Raw genomic sequence first — 23,233 nt, 5'->3', positions numbered from 1 at the left:
TGGGTATCCGATTGAGGTGGGCTAGTTCTGATCAAGGTAACAATGGTTGTGTTGAATTTGGTCCATAATCACGGCTACGGCTGAGGCTCGTGTCGCAACGCCCAATTTCTCGAAAATATGCTCAAGATGCTTGTTTACCGTGCGATGGCTGATACCGAGAATTTGTCCAATCTCGCGGTTGGTTTTGCTGCGGGCGACCCACATTAATACTTCGGCTTCCCGCAAAGATAAACCAAAATTGTCATGAATGAAATTAAGGTTCCACTCGGACGATTTAGTCGAGAGTAAAATAAAATATTCACCTTCGGATTGGTAAGGCGCGATTTGGGCCATTACCTGTATATTGCGGAATTTGTAAACGAGTTTGCGGGGCTGGGCACTGCAGTCAGAATCGATTTGGGTTTTTGCCCATTGTCCTAATGGGGCGGGTAAGAACGGCGGAGAGTTTGCTTCAAAGTCTTTCTTTTCTAGCGCTTTCAGCAAAATCTCCGCCGAAGGCGAAAACCAGGTGATCTCACCGTTGGCATTGATGGCAACTGCGGTGAGACCGCTTTGAACCAGGACTTGTTCCGAGCGTTTAATCTTGCGCGCTTGTGATATGTGAGCCGCAACTCGCGCCAATACTTCCTGGTTGCGAATCGGTTTGACGATATAATCCAGCGCGCCTTCGCGGAACCCAGACAGCAAGTAGTTTAGTTCGCTCAAGGCGGTCATGAAAATCACTGGAATGGATTTCAAGGCTGGATCGGCCTTCAATTGCCGGCAGGTCTCAAGACCATCCATCCCTGGCATCAAAATATCAAGCAGCAGAAGGTCTGGCGTGACCCGCTGAAGTTGCTCCAAGGCCTGTGAGCCATCGGTTGCAACCAGTACCCGGTAGCCTGCTTCCTCCAGAGTATCGAATAACAGGGCAAGATTTGCGGGGACATCATCCACAATCATGACCGTACCTTCGGAATTACAAGTGTGGGTATTCATTTAAAGTTCCTGGCGAAGCAACTGTTTGATGTCGTTGAGCCGGAATTCCCGGATCATAAGGCTCAGGCGGTTGGCAAATGGGCGGTAACGGCTGTTGCGAGCCATTAGATTTTCAAGATGATTAGACAGCCCCCGCAAATCACCTATTTGGGCGCACGCAGACATTTCATTTAATATTTCCAGCGGAGGATGTTCATAAGCTGCATTGGATTCACCTGAAGGCATGGCAGATAGAGTGTCATCTGTCATAGCCGTCCAGTCCAATTCTAGGTGGCGCTTGATTTTGCTCAAGACCTGGCCCAAGTCAATAGGTTTGGTAAGAAAATCATCAGCGCCTTCCGCCATGGTCTTGTTGATTTCTTCTGGGTAGGCGTTAGCGCTCACCATGATCACGGTTTTTTTATATCCCCTTTGCCTCAAGCGCTTTACCGTTTCCAACCCGCCAATCCCCGGCATCAACATATCCAGAAATATCGCGTCAAGATCGTCTTCCAGCACTTGCTCCAGGCAGCGTTCGCCGCTATTGGCTTGGGTGAGGAGAAATCCATAGGGTGTCAGCATCGAGACGAGAATATCCCTATGGGCCGGTTGGTCATCTACCACTAATATTTTCTTTTTCGGCCCTCGATAGCCTATGATCTTCTCTAAAGCGGTGGTTTCATCTTGACTGCTGGCTTCATTGACGGCTTGCAGTTCGGGTAAGAAAAGCTGGACCGAAAATTTCGAACCTCTGCCAGGTTGACTCTCAACGTTGAGATCTCCACCCATGATTTGAACTAAAATCTTGCTGATGGTCAGACCAATGCCACTGCCTTGGATAGCATTCCCTTGATTGTTATCCAAGCGTTTAAAGGGAATAAAGATGGCGTCCAAGGATTCGTATGGAATTCCAGAACCCGTATCTATAACCTCAAATCGCGCTACTTCTCCGCTGTAATCGATTCTAAACAGTACTTTGCCTTGAGAGGTGAATTTCACTGCATTGCCGAGTAAATTGATAAGAATTTGCCTTATCCGCTGCTCGTCACCCCGGACTTGTTGAGGCAGTTTTCCTGGGATTAGGCAATGGAAAGACAATCCTTTGGTTTCTGCCTGGGGTTTGAACATGCTGACCAGTTGTTCAATTAATGCTGGAAAGTTAAAAGGCCCGGGCTTGAGATTAAATTTCCGCGCTTCAATCCTGGCGATGTCTAAGATGTCTTCAATCAAGCTGGAGAGATGTTCGCCGCTCCGTAGGATGGTAATCACGGCATCGCTTCGATGGGCCAGAACCTTGGGATCTTTGCTGAGAATTTGGGCATAGCCAAGGATGCTGTTGAGCGGGGTGCGGATTTCATGGCTTAAATCACTGAGAAAGCGGCTCTTGGCCAGGTTTGCTTGGTCGGCGGCTTTCATTGCCCGTTGTAGTTTGCGGTCGGTGAGTTTGTGCTGGTCGATTTCTTTTAATAACAATTGTGTTTGATGAAGGGATTCCTTCTGCGCGGCATGGCGGCTTTCGGTATTCAATACCATCCACCAGGCGGCCAAGCCCAACAGAACAAGAAAAGCAGAGGCCACCTTGAAGAAGTTGAGTTGGAGGGCCTGCGTGGCTTCAATGGGCAGGGATTTTAGGGTTTGGAAGTCTTGATAATAAATTGCTCCGAAAATCACACCGCAGACCGCGGAAAGAATGAGATACAGAAAAAGGAACTTAAGCAGGCGCAACCGGAAGGGCGGAGACATGAACGCGGGCAAAACCAGATTGGCAATCTGACCGAGTTGGTCGGAAAGACTCAAGTTCGGACGGCAAACATCCAGACAGCGTGTTTCTAATGTACAGCACAGCGAACATATGGTGCATTGATAGGCGGGACAATAGGTCTTGTCTTCGGGTTCAAAGGGATTGCGGCAAATCGAACAATGCTCATCTAAATGGGTGGGGGGGTATTTTTCTTGCCGATGGAATTTTAATTGTTTTTTTTCAACAATCAGCGCGATTAAAGGCGCCAGGGTGAAAGCGACCGTCAAGGCGATCAGTGCAGAGAATGCCTGAGCCAATTCACCAAAAAAGCCCAAATAAGACATCACCGAAAGCATGGCTGCGATCAGGGTTGCCCCGAGACCAACCGGATCGAGATCCGCCAGATTAGCGCGTTTAAATTCAATATGGTGCGGGCCAAGCCCAAACGGTTTTATCAAGACAAGATTGGCGACCAAGGCGCCGATCCAGGCGATGGCAACATTGGAAAACAGCGCCAGCACCTGCTCTAGGGCGCTAAACACGCCCAGTTCCATCAGCAAAAGGGCGATCAAAACCGTCAATACCAACCACACCACCCGTCCGGGATGACAATGAGTCAAGCGGGAAAAGAAGTTGGACCAGGCCAGCGAGCCCGCGTAGGCGTTGGTCACATTAATCTTAATCTGGGAGATCACCACCAGCAGCACAGTGGCGGTAATTGCCCATTCTCTATCGGAAAAGACATATTGGTATGCCGTTAGATACATTTGAGTAGGTTCGTAAGCCTTGGCGGGGGGGACGCCATGGCTGATGACCAGGTAACAAAGCAATGCGCCGCACAGTTGCCTTAATACTCCGAACACGATCCACCCGGGACCGGCAATGATAATGGATGTCCACCAGCGCCACTGATTATCTTTTGTTTTCGCCGGCAAAAAACGGAGAAAGTCCACCTGCTCACCAATCTGTACCACCATGGCCAAGGCGACGGTCATGGCAGTGCCAAAATATATCCAGTTGAATTCATTGCGGATTTTATTGGCACCGGGAAATTGGATTAAATCCGTCAAAAGTTTTGGTTCGCTCGCCAAGATGGCGACGTAAGGCGTAAAAAGGAGGAGCAGCCAAACCGGTTGGGTCCAGGCCTGGAGGCGGTTGATATTAGTAATGCCGTAAGTGACTAATGGGATAATTACCACCGCGCTGATGACATGAGCCCAGGCCAGGGGGATATTGCAATATAGCCGCAATGCCAGAGACATGATGGAGGCTTCCAGAGCGAACAAAGTGAAAGCAAATGCCGCGTAGATAAGGGAGGTTAAAGTGGAACCGAGATAGCCAAAGCCTGCGCCGCGGGTCAGCAGATCCATGTCCACATTGTAGCGGGCAGCATAGTAGCTGATGGGGAAACTGGTGAAAAAGATGACAACGCCGGCGGCCAGAATCGCCAACGAGGCATTGGTGAATCCGTATTTTACAGTCAGGAAGCCGCCAATGGCTTCTAACATCAAAAATGCAATAGAACCAAATGCGGTATTGGCGACGCTAAACGCTGACCATTTGCGAAACGACCGGGGAGCAAAACGAAGCGCATAATCCTCCAAGGTTTCATTGGCCACCCAGGCGTTATAGTCCCGTCTTTCCTGAAAGATGGTTTGGCTTTGTTTCTTCCGCGTTTTTGCCATCTCAAGGCCTACTCTCTTCCTTTGGGAAAACCACCCGCTAACTTGAAATGTTGTGAATAATGCTAGTTATAACAGAGTTGGCAAATGTAAGGGGGTTTCCCAGAAACCTTTATGAGGGTGTGGAAAATTATTTTCGCTCATAGCCAAAGTCGAGAATAATAGGTTGCCCTTGATTTTCAATAATCATCCGCTTTTGAGTGTTTGTTTTAGGTAGGGAAGGGTTGGTTTTTTTAGTTGTTTTGCTTTTGGTAGATGCGGAATCTGCGGCATTTGAATTTTCAGAAGCCGAGGGTCGCGTTTTTGGCTTCTTGTCATAATTTGACGATGGAGTTTCTTCGATACGGATTTCCGGGAGCCAGGGATCGTGTTCGACAACAGAGTCAGTGGAACGTTTGCTTACCCGTAAATGCTCAAGCAGATTGAAGCAAACCGTGGCAATGTGATTGCTGTATTGATCGATTTTTCGTTCATCACTTCCCTCCCGGGTGGTGATGGTGCCTTTAGTGAGAAAATCCATGAACAAAGAGATTTTTTCCTCAGGATTGCGCCGTGAACGGAGGGTACATCGTATAGGTAACACCCTGGCTTTTTGAAAATCCATCGCCCTCGGGTTTGAATTGCCGATGCTTAGGGAAAAGCCGGTGGGGGTTTCCTGTTTTTTTATCTTGCCTATCCGGGCTTCCAGTACATGGCTGATTTGCTCATTTCCATGAGGGTAATCAAGCGCCAATGGGTATCCCGCCTGAGAAAGGTAATGGGCAACATTTTTCTCGATATGAACGATTATATTCTCATTCAAGCCAGCTGTACCGTCATCAGCGATTTTGAATCTGATATAGGTAACTGATTCAGGTTGAGGCGGAGTACCTTGTGAGTGATAGGAAGGCGTGCATCCACCTGTGGCAATAAACAGAAAACAAAACATCATTCTTAAATTAATCATACCCATGCCTTTTTGCTGAAATCCGACCTGGCGCATTATTCAGGTTAACTATATAGGAAATGTCTTGACGGTCTGAATACGTTATTTGACGTATTGTGCCCAGCTTCGCAATGGTTGTTCAATGAGCCTCGGTAGAAGGTGATGGATTCTTGTTTTTGAATCCTGCTGAAGGCAGAGAATGTCTTCCTTAAAGACAATGAAAACAACCTCGCGGAGAAATGAGTTATGGGGAAAGAATTACGAACGAAAGCAAGGCAGACCAGTAAATTGTTGGGGGCATCTGCTTTGTTAGTAGCGACGCTGGGATATACACCAACATCCCTAGCAGGCGCTACTTTCAAAATTGATGAAACCAAATGGATAAGCATCGGAGCCGGATTGCGCACCAGTTTTACGGCGACGGAAGATGCTTCTCCCAACAGGCGGGAATGGTCCAACGATTTCAACATCGATAATATCCGTTTGTACGTCAATGGCCAGATTCATAAGTATTTCAAGTTTGAATTCAATACTGACTGTCAGACCTGTAATAACGGTGGCGAAATGCGGGTACTCGATGTCATTGGCAAATTTGAATTTCATCCCATGTTCAATATTTGGGTAGGCCGCATGCTGGTGCCGGCGGAGCGGCGGGAAATGAATGGCCCTTTTTTCAGCGCTGTTTATAACATCTTTGGCGCGGGGACGCCTTTTGATCCAGCCGATTTTAATCTTACCATCAAATCCGACGGTACCTCAGCCGGTTCCTTTGGCCGTGATGATGGTGCCACCGTTTGGGGAAGTTTTTTCGAGGGCCGGCTGCAATACGCGGCAGGCTTCTTCCGCGGACTGCGCGGAGGCGCGAATGGGGATGATAATGTCTTGTTCGCCCAACGAATTGCTTTCAACTTTCTGGAAGTAGAAAAAAACCCAGGATATTACACCTCGGGTACTTATTATGGGAATGCTGGCGATATTTTGACCTTGGCTTTTTCCAACCAATATCAGGAAGACGGCGCAGGGAGTAAATCCGAGCCCGGTGATTTTAGGGGCACGGCAGTGGATCTGTTGTTTGAAAAAGTATTGGGCAATGTGGGGGTGATTACTTTTAACGGTGAATACAAAAATTACAACATTAATGGCTACGGAGAAAGCGCACGCTTGTCGGACAAAATCACTGGCGCGAAAACATTCGCCATGTTCGAAGGTAACGCCTACGATGTCAGCTTGATGTATTTACTCCCCAACAAGGTTTGGATCGGCCAGTTCCAGCCCTACGCCAGGCACGTGCTGGTAGCGCCGGATAACAGTCCCAACCGGGATATGTGGGAAGCCGGGCTCAACTATGTGATTGACGGCCACAATGCCCGGATTACTTTGTTGTGGGAATACGGAGACCTTTTATCCAAAGGGCTGGATTATTCATCTACCGCCCGGGGAAAAGCCATTCATTCAATCAAATTAGGCCTGCAGTTGCAGATCTGATCAATCGATAAATTTAGAGGGAGAGATTTCATGTTAATCGAATTTAAAAAGCTACTGAAAAATGGGCTGGCGCTCTTAATTTCTTTGGGAATGGTGGTAGCCACGAGCATCGTTTCTGCTCAAGAGGTGATAAAAGTCGGGATTCTTCATTCTCTTTCCGGCACCATGGCAATTTCAGAAACCACGCTCAAGGACGTGATGTTGATGCTGATTGAAGAGCAAAATAAAAAAGGTGGTATTTTGGGGCGTAAAATCGTCCCAGTGGTCGTGGATCCTGCCTCGAATTGGCCACTGTTCGCCGAAAAGGCACGAGAACTCATTCAGAAAGAAAAAGTATCGGCCATTTTTGGCTGCTGGACTTCTGTTTCGCGCAAATCGGTATTGCCAGTGGTGGAAGAATATAAAGTGCCACTTTACTATCCAGTTCAGTACGAAGGGGAAGAGTCCTCGCGCTATGTGTTTTATACCGGCGCGGCGCCGAATCAACAGGCGATTCCGGCAGTGGACTATCTTATGAATGAAATCGGGGTTAAACGCTGGGTGTTGGAAGGGACCGACTACGTCTATCCTCGCACCACCAATAAAATCCTGGAAGCTTATCTGAAATCGAAGGGCGTCAAAGCGGAAGATATTCTTATCAATTACACGCCTTTTGGATTTTCCGATTGGCAGTCGGAAGTGGCGCGGATCAAAAAGTTCGGCTCCGCCGGCAAGAAAACGGCAGTGGTTTCAACCATCAACGGCGATGCCAACGTCCCTTTCTATAAGGAATTGGCCAACCAGGGAATTTCCGCAGAACAGATTCCCGTGGTGGCGTTTTCCGTGGGTGAAGAAGAACTATCCGGGATTGATACCAAGCCCTTGGTGGGTCACCTTGCCGCGTGGAATTATTTTATGAGCGTTGATACCCCGCCCAATGCCGAATTTATCAAAAAATGGCGGACCTTTATCAAAAACAACAAACGGGTAACCAACGACCCCATGGAAGCCCACTACATTGGTTTCAATATGTGGGTGAAAGCGGTCGAAAAAGCAGGCAAAGCGGATCCTGACGCCGTGGTCGATGCCATGATTGGCGTCGTCGTGCCCAATTTGACTGGCGGATACGCGGCAATGATGCCTAACCATCACATCACTAAACCTGTGCTGATTGGGGAGATTCAAGATGACGGCCAATTCGCGGTTGTTTGGCAGACACCGGCGGAAGTCGTGGGCGATGCTTGGTCTGATTATCTTCCTGGCAGTAAGGATCTGATTTCCGATTGGCGTCCACCGCTCTCTTGTGGTAACTACAACGTGAAAACCGGTAAGTGCTCCGGGCAAAATTATTAATTCCCAGGATGAGCTTTCAATAGGCCTGTGTGATGCGTTATCAAGTCCGCAACAAATCACCCCAGAGGATCCTGCGGTTAATACTGCTTGTTCTTTTGCCCGTGCTTTGTTGCGGCACTTGGGCAGCGGAGGCATTGAATCAGCCTGCATTGCCCCAAGTTTTAGAAATGCTTAAGCAGCCAAATTTCAACAAGAAAAGGCTGGCGGTTGAAAATTTGGCGAAACTAAAGAACAGCCGGTCGTTGGAGGTCATGCAGGCTTTACTGGAAGGGCGGTTGTATTATCGCAGAAGCGATAAAAAAGTCGTCATCCTGCAGCCACAAGGTGGCCGCTACCGGATGATAGACGCAGTCACCGGCGGGGATCTTGGCATGACGGATAAAAGCGGCCTGGCAAGAGTGACTATCAATAACCGGATCCGTAGTTTTCTCCGCAATGCGCTCGCGCGCCTCAGTCTGACCAGTGATGATCCCGCGGTACGTTTGGCCGCGGTCAAAAAAATGTACGACCGCCTGACGCCTAATGACATCGAGCTATTACAATCCTTGTTGGCTCAAGAAACCGATTCCAAAGTCAGAGAGGCAATCAGGGTTGGATTGGCCTTAGCGTGGGTGGTAGAGGGCGAAGACAGGCAGCGCCTGGAAGCCCTCAAAATTCTTTCCAAAACCACAAGCCGAAAGGCCCGCAACCGGATTGCGAAATTATTGGAAAAATCCCCCGATGGCAGTTATGTCATAGAAACCAGTTACGAGGTTCGGGTTGCCGCCCGCAAGGCATTGGCGGCAATCGACCAGCGCATGAAATCAAATGCCATGCTGCAAACCTTTTTTTTCGGTTTGAGCCTGGGATCGGTACTGCTGCTTTCCGCCATCGGTTTGGCAATTACTTTTGGCGTCATGGGCGTCATCAATATGGCCCATGGGGAAATGATGATGCTGGGCGCCTATACCACCTATTTGATCCAGCGTCTCATCCCAAACAATATCGACCTCTCCGTGCTGATTGCCATCCCTGCGGCTTTTCTTGTCAGTGGTCTGGTGGGCATCGCCATTGAACGTGGAGTGATTCGCCATCTCTATGGCCGGCCATTGGAAACGTTGCTGGCCACCTTTGGCATCAGCCTGTTACTTCAACAGCTGGTCCGTACCACGATCTCCGCTCAAAACGTCATGGTAACCAATCCAAGTTGGATGAGCGGGGCTCTGGAAATCAATGAGGTTTTATCCTTTACCTATAACCGGATTGCCATCTTTTTTTTCGCCTTGATCGTTTTTTTGGGCTTGTCTTTGCTACTGCGTTTCACATCCTTTGGACTGCAAATCAGGGCAGTCGCGCAAAATAGGGCAATGGCCCGGGCCTTGGGGATTCGCAGCCATTTCGTGGATGCGGCTACCTTTGGGCTAGGCTCCGGGATTGCTGGCGTTGCCGGGGTGGCATTGAGTCAAATTACCAATGTCGGTCCAAATTTAGGTCAAGGTTATATCATTGACTCATTCATGGTGGTGGTCTTTGGGGGCGTTGGTAATTTATGGGGAACGTTGGTGGGCGCCTTTAGCTTGGGGATTATTAATAAACTGCTCGAACCCTGGGTGGGCGCCGTGATGGCAAAGATTATGGTATTGGTATTCATTATCCTGTTCATCCAGAAATTTCCCCGCGGCTTATTTCCGCAACGGGGCCGGGCAGCAGAGAATTGAACAAATGCTGATACAGAAGGTATTGCCCCAATGGTTGAGCAATGATCGCGGCGGATTAGCGTTGTTGTCGGTTCTTTTGGCCGCCTGTGTGCTCATACCGTTGCTCAATCTCGTGGTGCCGGAAAGTTCTTTTTTTCACTTTCCCACTTACACCGTAACCTTGCTGGGAAAGTATCTATCTTATGCGCTGCTGGCGCTGGCCCTCGATTTGGTATGGGGTTATGCCGGCATTCTCAGTCTCGGCCACGGCGCTTTTTTTGCCTTGGGTGGCTATGCCATGGGTATGTATCTGATGCGTCAAATTGGTCCCCGAGGCGTTTATGGGCATCCTATCCTGCCGGATTTCATGGTCTTTTTGAATTGGAAAGAGCTGCCTTGGTATTGGCAGGGTTTTGATCAACTCTGGTTCGCAGGCTTGATGGTTTTGGTAGTACCTGGATTACTCGCTTTTTTATTCGGTTGGTTTGCTTTCCGTTCCCGGGTGACAGGGGTTTACCTTTCCATCATTACCCAGGCTTTGACCTATGCATTGATGTTGGCATTCTTCCGCAACGAAATGGGCTTTGGAGGCAACAATGGCCTGACCGACTTCAAGGACATTTTGGGTTTCAGCCTACAAGCGGATTCAACCCGAGTTGGTTTGTTCGTTGTCAGCGCAATAGCCCTGGGACTAGGCTATTGTCTGACGCGCTGGATCACCCGCTCTAAACTGGGACAGGTGATTGCCGCTATCCGGGACGCGGAAGACAGAACCCGGTTTCTGGGGTATCGGGTGGAAAACTATAAATTATGGGTTTTTGTGGTTTCAGCCATGATGGCGGGTGTTGCCGGCGCATTATATGTGCCCCAGGTCGGTATCATCAATCCCACTGAATTCTCGCCGCTCAACTCGATTGAGCTGGTCATCTGGGTCGCTGTCGGAGGGCGGGGGACATTACATGGTGCGGCGGTTGGTGCGCTGTTGGTCAATTACGCGAAAACCTATTTTACCGCGGTCTTTCCGGATGCCTGGTTGTTTGCGTTGGGGGCATTATTTGTCCTGGTTACCTTATATTTACCGGATGGTTTGATTGGTATGCTGAAAAAGATGTTTCCCAAAAAGCCGGAGATGGCGCGATGAGTCAAGGTTTTCGCGAAATATTCCGGCGGGACCGGGTGTTTGACTTCATGGTGCAAGGTAGACACCCAGTTGTTCCCGGTGAAATTGATACCAGTCATGGCCCGATCTTATATCTCGATTCAGTGACAGTCAGTTTTGATGGATTTAAAGCCCTTAATGACCTGAGCTTGGCGGTGGATAATGGAGAGCTTCGCTGTATCATTGGCCCCAATGGGGCAGGTAAAACCACAATGATGGATGTGATTACCGGTAAGACGCGTCCCGATGCCGGTAAGGTATATTTCGGTCAAACCATCAATCTTAACCGGTTGGATGAGCCGGAAATTGCCACCTTGGGTATCGGCAGAAAATTCCAAAAACCTTCCGTGTTCGAAGCGCAAACCGTATGGGAAAACCTCTATCTGGCGTTGAAAGCGGATAAGAATGTTTGGCCCACCTTATTTGCCCGCTTGACTATCGATGAACGGGAAAGTATCGATAAGATTTTGGAAACGGTACGCTTGCAGAATCTGCGGAACCGTGATGCCGGCACGCTCTCCCACGGCCAAAAGCAATGGTTGGAAATCGCCATGTTGTTGGCTCAGGATCCCAGGCTTCTATTACTGGATGAGCCGGTTGCGGGGATGACCCAGCATGAAATCGAGCAGACCACCGAGCTGTTAAATACCTTGGCGGGTGATCATTCGGTGATTGTCGTCGAGCACGATATGGAATTTGTGCGTTCCATTGCCCGCCGGGTGACGGTGCTCCATGAAGGCCGGGTACTGGCCGAGGGAATGATGGAAAAAGTACAGTCCGACTCGAGAGTGATTGAGGTGTATCTCGGTGAATGAGCTATTGCAAATCAAAGCGCTCAATCAATTCTACGGCGGCAGCCATACGCTCTGGGATATCGATTTGCATGTGGTCGCTGGCAAATGTGTTTGCCTGATTGGCCGTAACGGTGTGGGGAAAACCACATTGCTCAAATGCATAATGGGACTGTTGCCGACTGCGTCGGGGGAGATTTGGTTCGAAGGAAAAGATTTGATTCCTCTATCCACTGAGCAACGGGCGGTATTGGGAATCGGTTACGTGCCTCAAGGGCGAGAAATCTTTCCTCAGCTGACAGTGGAAGAAAACCTTCGACTTGGTTTGTTTGCCAGTGCTGGCCGGATGAGAAAGATCCCTGAGCGCATTTTCGATCTTTTTCCGGTCCTCGAGGAAATGAGCCAACGCCGTGGCGGCGATCTTTCCGGAGGGCAGCAACAACAATTAGCCATTGGCCGAGCCCTGGCAAGCAACCCGAAATTACTGATCCTAGATGAGCCAACAGAAGGAATTCAACCGAATATCGTTCGGGAAATTAGTGACATCATTTTACGCCTCAACCAGCAGGAAGGATTGACTGTACTGTTGGTGGAACAAAAACTTCCCTTTGTGAAAAAGGTGGCGGACCAATTTTACTTGATAAGCAAGGGCCGGATTACCGCATCAGGAGACATGGAAAGGTTGACGGAAGATCTGGTGAAGCAACATCTTACAGTGTAATGTGGGAACGTTTTAAAACCGGTGGTTCTATTGGAAATTCAATTACCCAATCTTTAGGCGAGTAACTTGTGGAGAAAATCATGCGGAAATGTTGGAATGGTTTATTGATAATGGCGGGATTACCCATGATTGCTTATGGACACACGGGAGGACATCCTACGGAAGGTTTGGCCAATGGTTTCCTGCACCCCCTGCTGGGTGTTGATCATCTATTGTCTCTGTTGGCAGTCGGTTGGTGGGCCGCGTTAGTTGGGGGGCAAGCCCTATGGCGACTACCGGTATTGTTCCTATTGGCAATGGTTTTTGGCCTTGGTTTACCGATATTCATGGGTGATGGGGCCTTGATGGCCATGGAGTTCTTATTGGCCTTATCTGTGCTTTGGCTTGGTTACCAAGTAGCAAGTAATCAACAAACGGTGCCATTACCGGCGCTGGGGTTGATGGTGATATTCGCCTTTGTTCATGGCTATTCCCACAAGGTTGCAAATGCAGGCTGGGCCAATGACTATCTGTTGTATGGATTAGGGTTGATCATTTCCAGCGGCATGGTTCAATTGATTGGCATTCACTTGGGAAGCTTCTCCCGCAGACATCGATTTTTGCGTTTGCTGTTCGGTTTGGGATGCTCTGGGATGGGAGTTTTATTCCTTGCTGGCATTTGATATGGGGTTGGGCCTGGAAAAAGGTTGGCGCGCCGAGCTTAAATTAGGTTTTGAAGTGCAGGGAGATAAAACAGTGCTTGCTTTCCGGAAAAGCCATGGGCCATTGGTGGTTCAGCGCCCGTTTTATCCCGAAAGGAGCATTTGTCATGTATATGTGCTGCATCCACCGGGAGGCGTGGTGGGTGGGGATCGATTAAAAATTCTAGTGGAAACCGCCAAAGAATCACGTGCGCTCATCACAACGCCCGCAGCGGGAAAGTTTTACCGCAGTGGTGGAACTATCGCTCAGCAGAATATCCACTTGTCGGTAGGTCAAGGCGCCAGCTTGGAGTGGCTGCCTCAGGAAAACATTTTCTTCGATGGCGCTCGAGTGAAGATGGCCACAACCGTCACTTTGTCCAAAGACGCGCGTTTCATTGGTTGGGAAAGCAGTTGCCTGGGCCGCCCGGCTGCTCAAGAAACCTTTACTCAGGGACGATTGAGTCAAGGTTGGCATATATGGGTAGAGAATGCACCGTTGTTGATAGAACATATTCATTTGGATAATGAAGTGGCAAAAGCTGTTTGGGGACTGCGGGGCAACCCTTTTTATGCAACGTTTTATGCCTATCCCTTTCCTTCTGACACCATCGACAGGGTCCGCATGATTTGCAATGATCAGATTGTTTTAGGCACAACCGTGATTGACGGTATGTTGGTGTGCCGGGGAATCACTCACCAAATGGAGCGTTTAAAGCAAGCTTTTCTCGATCTTTGGCAGGTTGTGCGTCCAATTGTGATCGGGCGCAATATATGTGAACCACGTATTTGGGCTACCTGAGAGCAATACGGCATAGTGACAATTAGCAACCAGGAATTTGATATGAAATTGACGCCTAGAGAAAAAGACAAATTACTCCTTTTTACCGCAGCTTTGTTGGCTGAGCGGCGTAAGGCTAGGGGGCTGAAACTCAACCATCCAGAAGCTGTAGCCTATTTGAGCGCGGCGATATTGGAAGGCGCGCGGGAGGGGAAAACCGTGGCGGAATTGATGGATTTTGGGCGCACTTTGCTTACCCGGGACGATGTCATGGCCGGCGTGGCGGAGATGATCCCTGAAGTACAGGTAGAAGCCACTTTCCCCGATGGTACTAAGCTGGTAACAGTACATAATCCCATTCTGTAGGAGGCTAGGATGATTCCAGGTAAAATCATGGTTGGTGAGGGTGAAATTATTCTCAACGAAGGCCGTAAAACCATTTCCCTAGCGGTTGAAAACACCGGTGATCGGCCTATTCAGGTGGGTTCCCACTATCATTTCTTCGAAACCAATGCTGCCCTTCGTTTCGATCGGGCAGTGACCCGGGGTTACAGGTTGGCTATTCCCGCAGGAACAGCGGTACGTTTCGAACCAGGTCAAAGTCGCGAAGTCGTGCTGGTGGCTTTTGCCGGGCGTCGGCGAATATTCGGTTTTCAGCAGCAGATCATGGGGGATTTATGACCAAGATGTCACGTTCCGCTTATGCGGAAATGTTTGGCCCAACGATAGGCGATCGGGTGCGATTGGCCGATACTGAACTGTTTATTGAAGTCGAAGAAGATCTCACCGTCTATGGGGATGAAGTGAAATTTGGTGGCGGCAAGGTAATCCGAGATGGCATGGGGCAAAGCCAAGCAAGCTCGGACGTTGCCATGGATGTGGTCATTACCAATGCATTGATTGTGGATTATTGGGGAATCGTGAAGGCTGATGTGGGAATCAAAAATGGGCGTATCGCGGCTATTGGCAAAGCTGGCAATCCTGATACCCAGGCGGGCGTGACAATGGAAATCGGTCCTGGCACGGAGGTGATTGCCGGGGAAGGGCAAATTTTGACCGCTGGCGGAATTGATGCGCATATCCATTTTATTTGTCCACAATTGGTGGAAGAAGCCTTGATGTCGGGTATTACCACCATGATTGGCGGCGGTACAGGACCTGCTACCGGCACCAATGCTACTACCTGTACCCCAGGCCCCTGGAATTTACAACATATGCTTCAGGCCATGGACAGTCTGCCGATGAATATCGGCTTGCTCGGCAAGGGCAATGCAAGCTTGCCGAAAGCCTTGGAAGAACAGGTCAGGGCTGGCGCCATGGGGCTAAAACTGCACGAAGATTGGGGTACCACCCCCGCTGCCATTGACTGCTGTCTGGGCGTGGCGGACCGTTTCGATATCCAGGTAGCCATTCACACCGACACCCTGAACGAATCGGGTTTCGTCGAAAACACCTTTGCGGCCTTCAAAGGCCGGACCATCCATACCTACCATACCGAAGGAGCGGGAGGTGGACACGCGCCCGATATCATCCGCGCTTGCGGCAAATCCAATGTGCTTCCTTCCTCCACCAATCCCACTCGGCCTTATACCATCAATACCGTGGACGAGCATCTGGACATGCTTATGGTATGCCATCATCTTGATCCCGATATCCCGGAAGATGTTGCTTTTGCTGAGTCGCGAATCCGCCGGGAAACCATTGCGGCGGAGGATATTCTCCATGATATGGGAGCATTTTCCATGATCGCGTCTGATTCCCAAGCCATGGGACGGGTAGGGGAAGTCATTCTGAGAACCTGGCAAACCGCTCACAAAATGAAAATGCAAAGGGGAAGCCTGAGTGAAGATCCAGCCCGGCATGATAACCTCAGGGTCAAGCGTTATCTGGCTAAATACACCATCAATCCCGCCATTGCCCATGGTATCGCTCACGATGTGGGTTCGATAGAAGAAGGCAAAATTGCCGATTTAGTGTTATGGCAGCCTGCCTTTTTCGGCGTCAAACCCAGCCTTATACTCAAAGGCGGGATGATTGTCGCGGCGCCCATGGGGGATCCGAATGCTTCCATTCCCACGCCCCAGCCTGTGCATTATCGTGAGATGTTCGCCGCTTATGGCAGCGCCGTGGCGGCCACTTCACTTACTTTCCTTTCCCAGGCCGCTATGGAATATAACGTGTCGGAGATGTATGGTTTACGGAAATCCATCAGCGTTGTGTCCGGTACCCGCCAACTGGGAAAAGCCGATATGATACATAACGATTATCTTCCCCAAATAGAAGTAGACCCCCAAACTTACGAGGTGCGGGCGGATGGCGACTTGCTGGCATGTGAACCGGCCACGGATTTGCCCATGGCACAACGCTATTTCCTGTTTTGATCCGGTATCCAGTAATGCTAAAACTAATAAGAAAGATTGCCGCTGAAGCAATTCCGCTTGACAACCTCACTCTCACCTACGACACACGCACCAAAAGCAGATTACTGGCAAAAACCGATGGCGGAATCGAAGTCGGCCTTTCCCTCCCCAGAGGCACGGTGCTTCACGACGGCGATCTGCTTGCCAGCGAAGACGGACAAGTGATTTTGATCAAAGCGGCCCCCGAGCCAGTTTCGGTGGCTAGAACCAATGATCCTTGTCTTTTTGCCAAAGCGTGTTATCACTTGGGTAACCGCCATGTTCCGCTTGCCATCCAGCCGGGTGAGCTTATGTACTTACTGGATCACGTACTGGATCAACTGGTGGAACATCTTGGTTTGACAGTAGAGCATCAAATGCTTCCCTTTGACCCCGAGCCCGGCGCTTATCATGCCCATTGATTACCCATTGGCCAGACTGTTGCAACTGTCCAGCCCAAGCCTGCCCATTGGACTATATTGCTATTCCCAGGGGATGGAGCGGGCGGTCGAAGATGGCTGGATAGGCAATGAGCAGCAGGTTGAAGCATGGATCAGTGGCTTGTTGGAGCACAGTCTGAAACTGACTGATATTCCAGTTTTATTTCGTTTATATCGTGCTTGGACAAATGAGGATCATCCCGCCATTGTTCAATGGAGCAGGACCTTGATCGCTTGCCGGGAAACTTCTGAATTGCGGGAGGAAGACCGCCACGGGGGGCATGCCTTGGCCAGATTGTTGGTCGGTCTCAACATGGACCAAGGCGAAGCATGGATCAACCGTCCCGAGGCGACTTTGGCTACTTGTTTTAGCCTGGCGGCTGTCAAGTGGAACATTCCTGAGTTGGATACGGCATTGGGATATCTTTGGGCCTGGCTCGAAAACCAAGTGTTATGCGCCGTCAAACTGGTGCCATTGGGGCAGGTAAGTGGTCAGCAACTGCTATGGCGATTGCAAGAAAGGCTTCCCGATATCATTGCCGATGCCATGAAAATCAGGGATGATGAAATTGGAGGAAGTTTGTTCGGCTTGGCTTTGGCAAGCAGCCGCCATGAAGAACAATATTCACGGCTTTATCGTTCCTGAGGCAATAACATGGATCATCAGCAGATTTTACGCGTTGGCGTGGGAGGGCCGGTCGGCTCTGGCAAGACCGCGCTGGTCGAAGCCTTGTGCAAATCAATGCGGAACAAGTATCAAATAGGCGTAGTTACCAACGATATTTATACTCGCGAGGACCAGGAATTTCTTATCAAGAGCGGCGCCTTGCCTCAAGAACGGATTCTAGGCGTCGAAACCGGTGGTTGTCCGCATACGGCTATCAGAGAAGATGCTTCGATGAATCTTTTGGCGGTAGAAGATTTATGCCAGCGGTTTCCTTCTCTGGACTTTGTCCTTATCGAAAGCGGGGGCGACAATTTGAGCGCCACCTTCAGCCCGGAGTTGGCTGATTTGACCATCTACGTTCTCGATGTGGCAGCTGGAGACAAGATTCCACGCAAAGGTGGGCCTGGGATTACCCGCTCTGATTTGCTCGTGATCAATAAAACGGATCTTGCTCCTCATGTGGGGGCTTCATTGGATGTCATGGCGCGGGACGCAAAAAAAATGCGAGGCGATAGGCCTTTTATATTTACTAATATTAAATCAGGTGAAGGTGTAGCCGAGGTAGGGGAATTTATTCGACGGTTTGGGCTTTTCTAAACAAGTATAGTTAAAAGTGAAAGGTACATGGCGTTTCTGCTAATTTATGTTCGGAGCAAACCAATGAGCCTTGCCTGATTTGAATTATTCTCCAAGATCAAACATACGTGGAGATTAATATTAATGCTGCGTAGGAGGTGGAGAAAAAACGCCGATGGAGATTCTTATTTGGTTAGCTTACAGTGAGTTGACCACGTAATTTCATCTTTGTCTGATGATGGGGCTAGGACTTTACGGCTTTAATCTCTTATGAACTCAAAGGAAATTTTTATGAAACGCACTGTTAGAAGATGCTTTGTATCCTTGCTGCTTACCTTCTCATGGATAGTGGTATCAGCCAAAACCCCTATCGTCCAATTGGAAACTAGCGCAGGTACGATTACCCTGGAACTGTACTCCGACCAGGCACCGGTAACAGTGGCGAACTTTCTGGCCTACGTGAACGATGGTTTCTATGACGGCACTTTGTTTCACCGGGTGATTGACGGATTTATGATTCAAGGGGGTGGTTTCGACGAGAATTTTACCCCCAAGCCCACCAAACCCCCGATTCAAAATGAAGCCAGCAACGGCTTGAAAAACGAAAGGGGAACCATTGCCATGGCCCGTACCTCCGATCCTCATTCGTCCACTTCCCAGTTTTTCATCAACCAAGTGGATAACCTTTTTCTGGATTTTACCAGCGAAACTCCCGAGGGGTGGGGTTATGCCGTGTTTGGCAAGGTGATTGATGGCATGGAAGTTGTGGATCAGATAGCCAAAGTGGAAACTACCACGTTCCAAGGGTTCCAAAATGTGCCGGTGGACCAGGTTGTCATTCATCAGGCGCGGCTGATTTCCGAAAACAGCGAGCCAAGTTATGATCCGGTTTCCCGCCAGGTGGATCTGCCAGTAGTACAAGTGGGGGAAGCGCTTTATTCGGCGGAGATGGTGAATGAAGGACAGGGGCTGTTTAAGGTGACGAAACTGGAGCCGCTGTCGGCCAGATTTCGGGTTTCAAGGGCAGTATATGATCCTGCGATGGCGCGCCTTACAGTCAAGCGTGCCAGGGTTGGTGAGCGGTTTTATAATGCCGAGTTTGAATATTTGGGGGATCTTCGGTTGAAATTGCTGACGGTGACAGATTCCAAGTAGAGAAGGCTCTGATTGTGTGAGTGTTTCCTAGACACGATTAGCCCGAAACCTCAATGAGAGCAAGATGCAAACCTAGGCAATCCCAAAAACCATAAAGCAGCCGAGCATGACAGGGTAGTAATGCTGGATTCCCGCTTCCGCGGGAATGACAAGACAAAGAGGGTTACTTTTACCGGCTGTCCGTTACGCCGGGACTGCTTTTCCGTTTTCCTTCCATCATTTCGGGATGGCTTTTGCGCTTTGTTCCTGTTACCCCGTGGTTGCTTTCATGCTTCCTTTCTGTCATTCCGGGGCCGCGAAGCGGAACCCGGAATCCAGGATTGTCACCCGCAAAATACCGTAGCCCGGAAGGATCTTCATGGGTTTTCACTGTGCCAGATTTTCTTGGTAGTTTGCAAGCATTCAGCCCGGATTTATCCCCTTACCGCTAACATGCAATCAAAGCCGAAAAAGTTTTTTGGCTAAGTTGAACAACGGTAAGGAGAAAGCAATGAAATACTTACCAATTTTGTTATTGATAGCAGGGTTGTCCGTGATTTCCACTGCGGGCGCGCGTGGCTGGCACCGGGATGGTTATGATTTGGAAGCGTATATTCATCATCGCTTGGAAAGCCAACATCTTCGAATAGAAGAAGGATTGGATTGCGGACGGTTGACGCCCAGGCAAGCCCGTAAACTCTTCCGCAAACACGTCAAGATTGTCCGCTTGGAGAGCCATTTTGCCAGCGATGGCTGGTTGTCACCTCACGAAATAAAAGTGTTGGAACGGAAGATTAATCGGCTGGATCACAAGATTATTGCCAAAATGCACCGCACCCGCCCTTATGTTCCCTCGCGGTTCAACCGGTGGCAGGGCTATTATTCCCAGCCAAGGGTCTATGACAATGGCCGCTGGAACCGCCAGCTTCCTGGAACGGATTTTTATTTTGGAGGATTGCGAGGGCGGATTATGTTTGGTCCGTAATGCAATTTAACTTATGTAAAGAACAGTGACAGACCGGTAATCATTTACGGATTTAAGAACGAACGCCATAATGCTTTCGTTATTCCAGGTGGATTCCCGCTTTCGCGGGAATGACGATCTTTCCCGTGAGTGGTTTATTGGCCGTCATTCGCTGATCATGGATTGCCAAAACCAGCGCAATAGCCAGACCAGCAATCCACCACCAATCAAGGCCGCCAGCAAGAGAATAACCGAAGACGCTGTCCAGCGGGTAGGGTAAGTGTCAGGCCGGGCAGGCTTGGTCAGCCCGGGGAGGCTGGCCAGGTCCTTGTCGCCGCCGGCCACTTTAAGCTGGGCCTTCATGCCGTGTTCGGTATGCTGGGCGATGTCGCAGTGAACCAGATAGGTTTTTTTCGCCGGCGGCAAGATAAGGCTGGCACTTTCTTCGCCGGGGCCCGAAACCTCGATGGTGAACATACCTTCCGGGTAGGTTTTTTCTGGCAGGCCGTGGACCATGAATTGATGGCGGATGTGATCCTTATTGATAAAGCGGACGGTTAATCGGGTGCAGGGGGATACCTCCCAGCTTTGTTGATCATAAGCGAATACCACGCCGGGAAATTTCTTGGCAAATTCACGTCCCGCCTTGACAATGATGGTTTTATCGCCCGCGATCTTCCCGCAGCCTTCCGGCAGATTCATGGGATTTTCATTCATCACCATACTGTCCATATCCATCCGGTGGCCGGCAACAGTTAAAATCGGGAAAAGCAGCAACAGAAAGATCCAGTGCTTCATTGAGCCTTCCTCCCGCTCCGCCAAAAGGCAATGAATAGGCCCAGCGCCAGCCCCAAACTGAGTCCGGAGAGTAACAGCCGCAAGCGGTCAGGGGGCACGGGGGCGGCATCGGAGAAAATCTCCCAGGCTTCGCTGCGGGCCCAAACTGGAACTTGTTTCTGGTAAAACTGGCGGTTGAAGAAGGGCACCAAATCCATGCCCTGTAATTTCGGCAACCCATTCTTATCCAAATATTGGCGGTAGACGATTAGCCCCAGATCCCCGCCGGGACCCACGCCATCGCTGGTGACGCTTTTTTCCGCATGGTCATGGAATAGCCAGGCCCCCGGGCCAAAACTGTGACGGCCGTCATTGCTGGTGTCCAGTACCAGATCCAGGCGTTGAGCCGGGATCAAGGGTTGTACATCGCGGGTGTTGGGTACTTCCAGAGGTACGCCATCGGCGGCAATCGCTGTGGTTTTATGTCCGTGCAGGTGCAGTCCGAGGGAATGAGGATGGCCATTGACGGTATGGAGTAGAATCTTTTGGTTCGGTTCCACCACAATTAGGGAATCGCGCAAAGTGTAGGGAAACGCCTTGCCATTGAGCAGATAAAAATCCTCTTCCGCATCGGTAATGTCATAATCCCGGTTCATGGCCTTGGACACCAAGCGGGGATCGTGGTGTTCCTGAATCGCCAAGTAGCGCTCTTTGTCCAACGATTGGAAATGGAGATCGATTTCCTGGGCATACTTTTCCCGCACCGCCCGGGAGGGATGGCGGACCCGCCCGGCGCCGATATTGAAGGTTTGCAGCCAGTTGTCGGGGCGGTTTTCTTCCACGATGAACAAGCCTTGCAAGCCCATGAGCATGTGCTTGTCGGTCTGAACATGGCAGTGATAGATGCCGGCGCCGGTCTGGCGGGGGTGAAGTTCATAAGTACGCGATTCTCCCGGCAACAGCACCTTTTCGCTGGTGACGGGAACGCCATCATTACCCTGCCCATCTGCGCGCAGGTAAGGGTGATCGACGCCGTGCAGGTGGATGGTGTGGGGCAGGTAATGGGTGTTTTCCAGCGTGAGATAAATGGTATCGCCCTGTTCCACCCGGATGGGAGGGGAGGGCGCGCGCAGGATTTCCGGTGCCTGGGTGTTGATGGCATCGACGGTGGCCATGCCCCGCAATTTGGGCGTAAAAACCCAAATACCAGGCTGCAGGCCGGGGGCGATCTGATAGCCTGGAATCAGAAAGTCGCCATCCGGGCTGCTGCCATTGAGTTCCGCCACTTCCAGCTTGATATGAATAACATCGGGGTCGCCGTCGCCGTCCCGGTCGTTATCCTTGACAACCGCATCCATGGCCAGGCGGGTTTTCATCAAAGTGGGCATGGTGACATTGTTGGTGCCCTTGACCACGCTGGCGACCAGATAGGGGTTGTCCGGCTGGCAGATGGGGGATTCGCTGATCTCCATGCCTTCAATGGTTTGGGCCTTGCGCCACTCGGGGTGTTCGAAGGGGCAAAAATCCTCGGTTTCCTCGATATCCGGCACCCATTTGAGGGTTTCGGGCGCGGTCAATCCAGCTTCGCTGCGCTGCCCCGGGAATAACAACCAAGCCGCGGAAAGCGATAAGGCAATGCCAAGGCCGTAGGCCAAAATACGAAATATTTTCATGGAACCTAAAGTTGGTGTTTGACTTGTTGATAGATTTTTTCAACTTCTTCATCTTTGCCGGCAATGAGCTTTTCCAACTCTTCCCGGCGCTGTTTCGTGAAAGTCGTATCCTGGATGGCATTGAGATTGACGTAAACGTTCAATGCTGAACTTTTAAGAGCGGCGTGAGCGGCCAGGACGGCAACGCCAGCGTCACTGATGACATTGCGATTACCTTTTTCCATCGCTGTTCGGCTCAAATCTATGACAGCCGCGGATAAGCGGACGCATTCCAGGGGAACATCGGTGGCGGTTTTGAGGGCTTCCTGGATTTCTTTGCTGCGCAAGGTTTTTTCTTCTTCGGTGTTTTTGGGGAGCCGGTAGGCAGCCATCACCTGGTCAAAGGCTTCCACATCGGCCCGTACCGCATCCAGCAGGCAGATGCGCAAGGCTTCCGCTTCTTCCAGCAAAGCTTGCATATCCGCTTCCACTGCTTTGTATTTATCCTTGCCAATGGTCAAATTGGCCACCATGCTGACCAGAGCAGCTCCCATCGACCCCATGATGGCCGCTGCGCTGCCACCTCCCGGGGTGGCCGAGGCGCTGGCCAGTTGTTGCAAAAATGTTTCTATGGTTTGGTCTTTGATCATCGGCATCTTGTTTGCTTTTCTGGTGGGGGGATCAGCCAGCTATT

At 50.2% G+C, this 23,233-nt stretch carries 22 protein-coding genes and 1 pseudogene; 17 read left to right on the top strand and 6 right to left on the bottom strand.

Features of this window, described 5'->3' with window-relative positions; translation table 11 throughout:
- Positions 1–21 precede the first annotated feature (21 nt).
- The 3 genes from AXA67_02385 to AXA67_02375 form a co-directional block, all read right to left on the bottom strand.
- Positions 22–978 (bottom strand): hypothetical protein, encoded by a 957-nt coding sequence (locus AXA67_02385; protein ID KXJ39398.1) that lies wholly within the window; start codon positions 976–978, stop codon positions 22–24.
- Positions 979–4,383, bottom strand: coding sequence for a hybrid sensor histidine kinase/response regulator (locus AXA67_02380; protein KXJ39397.1), 3,405 nt, complete (start codon positions 4,381–4,383; stop codon positions 979–981).
- A gap of 127 nt (positions 4,384–4,510) precedes the next feature.
- Positions 4,511–5,362: a hypothetical protein gene (locus AXA67_02375; GenBank protein ID KXJ39396.1), complete on the bottom strand. Its 852-nt coding sequence runs from the start codon at positions 5,360–5,362 to the stop codon at positions 4,511–4,513.
- 189 nt (positions 5,363–5,551) lie between these two features.
- On the opposite strand from AXA67_02375, the gene AXA67_02370 reads away from it, so the two are divergent.
- From AXA67_02370 to AXA67_02290, 17 genes and pseudogenes are all read left to right on the top strand, one after another.
- Positions 5,552–6,790, top strand: coding sequence for a hypothetical protein (locus AXA67_02370; GenBank protein KXJ39395.1), 1,239 nt, complete (start codon positions 5,552–5,554; stop codon positions 6,788–6,790).
- Positions 6,791–6,820: 30 nt separating this feature from the next.
- Positions 6,821–8,122: a branched-chain amino acid ABC transporter substrate-binding protein gene (locus tag AXA67_02365; protein ID KXJ39394.1), complete on the top strand. Its 1,302-nt coding sequence runs from the start codon at positions 6,821–6,823 to the stop codon at positions 8,120–8,122.
- A 32-nt stretch (positions 8,123–8,154) separates the two neighbouring features.
- Complete coding sequence (locus AXA67_02360; protein KXJ39393.1) at positions 8,155–9,819, top strand: urea ABC transporter permease; 1,665 nt, start codon at positions 8,155–8,157, stop codon at positions 9,817–9,819.
- A 4-nt stretch (positions 9,820–9,823) separates the two neighbouring features.
- Entirely contained in the window at positions 9,824–10,939 is a 1,116-nt protein-coding gene (locus AXA67_02355) for an urea ABC transporter permease subunit UrtC (protein ID KXJ39392.1), read from the top strand.
- Positions 10,936–11,772: an urea ABC transporter ATP-binding protein UrtD gene (locus tag AXA67_02350; protein ID KXJ39391.1), complete on the top strand. Its 837-nt coding sequence runs from the start codon at positions 10,936–10,938 to the stop codon at positions 11,770–11,772. Before AXA67_02355 ends, AXA67_02350 begins: the two co-directional genes overlap by 4 nt.
- Positions 11,765–12,469: an urea ABC transporter ATP-binding subunit UrtE gene (locus AXA67_02345; protein ID KXJ39390.1), complete on the top strand. Its 705-nt coding sequence runs from the start codon at positions 11,765–11,767 to the stop codon at positions 12,467–12,469. Before AXA67_02350 ends, AXA67_02345 begins: the two co-directional genes overlap by 8 nt.
- A gap of 80 nt (positions 12,470–12,549) precedes the next feature.
- The gene (locus AXA67_02340; protein KXJ39389.1) at positions 12,550–13,131 is read left to right on the top strand and encodes a hypothetical protein; all 582 of its coding nucleotides are present in this window, start codon (positions 12,550–12,552) and stop codon (positions 13,129–13,131) included.
- A gap of 1 nt (position 13,132) precedes the next feature.
- Positions 13,133–13,951, top strand: a complete 819-nt coding sequence (locus tag AXA67_02335; GenBank protein ID KXJ39388.1) for a hypothetical protein — start codon at positions 13,133–13,135, stop codon at positions 13,949–13,951.
- Positions 13,952–13,993: 42 nt separating this feature from the next.
- The gene (gene ureA, locus AXA67_02330; protein ID KXJ39387.1) at positions 13,994–14,296 is read left to right on the top strand and encodes an urease subunit gamma; all 303 of its coding nucleotides are present in this window, start codon (positions 13,994–13,996) and stop codon (positions 14,294–14,296) included.
- Between the two features lie 9 nt (positions 14,297–14,305).
- A complete protein-coding gene (ureB, locus tag AXA67_02325; GenBank protein ID KXJ39386.1) occupies positions 14,306–14,611 on the top strand; it encodes an urease subunit beta in 306 nt (101 codons plus the stop codon).
- The gene (gene ureC / locus AXA67_02320) at positions 14,608–16,311 is read left to right on the top strand and encodes an urease subunit alpha (protein ID KXJ39385.1); all 1,704 of its coding nucleotides are present in this window, start codon (positions 14,608–14,610) and stop codon (positions 16,309–16,311) included. Before ureB ends, ureC begins: the two co-directional genes overlap by 4 nt.
- 14 nt (positions 16,312–16,325) lie before the next feature.
- Positions 16,326–16,751, top strand: a complete 426-nt coding sequence (locus AXA67_02315; protein ID KXJ39384.1) for an urease accessory protein UreE — start codon at positions 16,326–16,328, stop codon at positions 16,749–16,751.
- A complete protein-coding gene (locus tag AXA67_02310) occupies positions 16,741–17,415 on the top strand; it encodes an urease accessory protein UreF (protein ID KXJ39383.1) in 675 nt (224 codons plus the stop codon). Before AXA67_02315 ends, AXA67_02310 begins: the two co-directional genes overlap by 11 nt.
- Positions 17,416–17,424: 9 nt before the next feature.
- Positions 17,425–18,033, top strand: coding sequence for an urease accessory protein UreG (locus AXA67_02305; GenBank protein ID KXJ39382.1), 609 nt, complete (start codon positions 17,425–17,427; stop codon positions 18,031–18,033).
- Between the two features lie 348 nt (positions 18,034–18,381).
- A pseudogene (locus AXA67_02300) lies at positions 18,382–18,873 on the top strand (hypothetical protein).
- A gap of 414 nt (positions 18,874–19,287) precedes the next feature.
- Positions 19,288–19,632, top strand: a complete 345-nt coding sequence (locus AXA67_02295) for a hypothetical protein (GenBank protein ID KXJ39381.1) — start codon at positions 19,288–19,290, stop codon at positions 19,630–19,632.
- A 25-nt stretch (positions 19,633–19,657) separates the two neighbouring features.
- The gene (locus AXA67_02290) at positions 19,658–20,131 is read left to right on the top strand and encodes a hypothetical protein (GenBank protein KXJ39380.1); all 474 of its coding nucleotides are present in this window, start codon (positions 19,658–19,660) and stop codon (positions 20,129–20,131) included.
- A 144-nt stretch (positions 20,132–20,275) separates the two neighbouring features.
- Here the strand turns inward: AXA67_02290 and AXA67_02285 are convergent, their stop codons facing one another.
- Genes AXA67_02285 through AXA67_02275 form a run of 3 tightly spaced genes read right to left on the bottom strand, consistent with a single transcriptional unit; the run spans position 20,276 to position 23,189 of the window.
- Complete coding sequence (locus tag AXA67_02285; protein KXJ39379.1) at positions 20,276–20,908, bottom strand: hypothetical protein; 633 nt, start codon at positions 20,906–20,908, stop codon at positions 20,276–20,278.
- The gene (locus AXA67_02280) at positions 20,905–22,560 is read right to left on the bottom strand and encodes a copper oxidase (protein KXJ39378.1); all 1,656 of its coding nucleotides are present in this window, start codon (positions 22,558–22,560) and stop codon (positions 20,905–20,907) included. Before AXA67_02280 ends, AXA67_02285 begins: the two co-directional genes overlap by 4 nt.
- Before the next feature lie 5 nt (positions 22,561–22,565).
- Positions 22,566–23,189 carry a methenyltetrahydrofolate cyclohydrolase gene (locus AXA67_02275; protein ID KXJ39407.1) on the bottom strand — a complete coding sequence of 208 codons (624 nt, stop codon included), beginning with the start codon at positions 23,187–23,189 and terminating at the stop codon, positions 22,566–22,568.
- Between the last annotated feature and the right edge of the window lie 44 nt (positions 23,190–23,233).

Origin of the sequence: Methylothermaceae bacteria B42, from assembly GCA_001566965.1 — a bacterium.
Lineage (GTDB): Bacteria > Pseudomonadota > Gammaproteobacteria > Methylococcales > Methylothermaceae > Methylohalobius.
The sequence above is the reverse complement of the archived record's forward strand: the minus strand, read 5'-3'. Positions and strand labels throughout refer to the sequence as shown.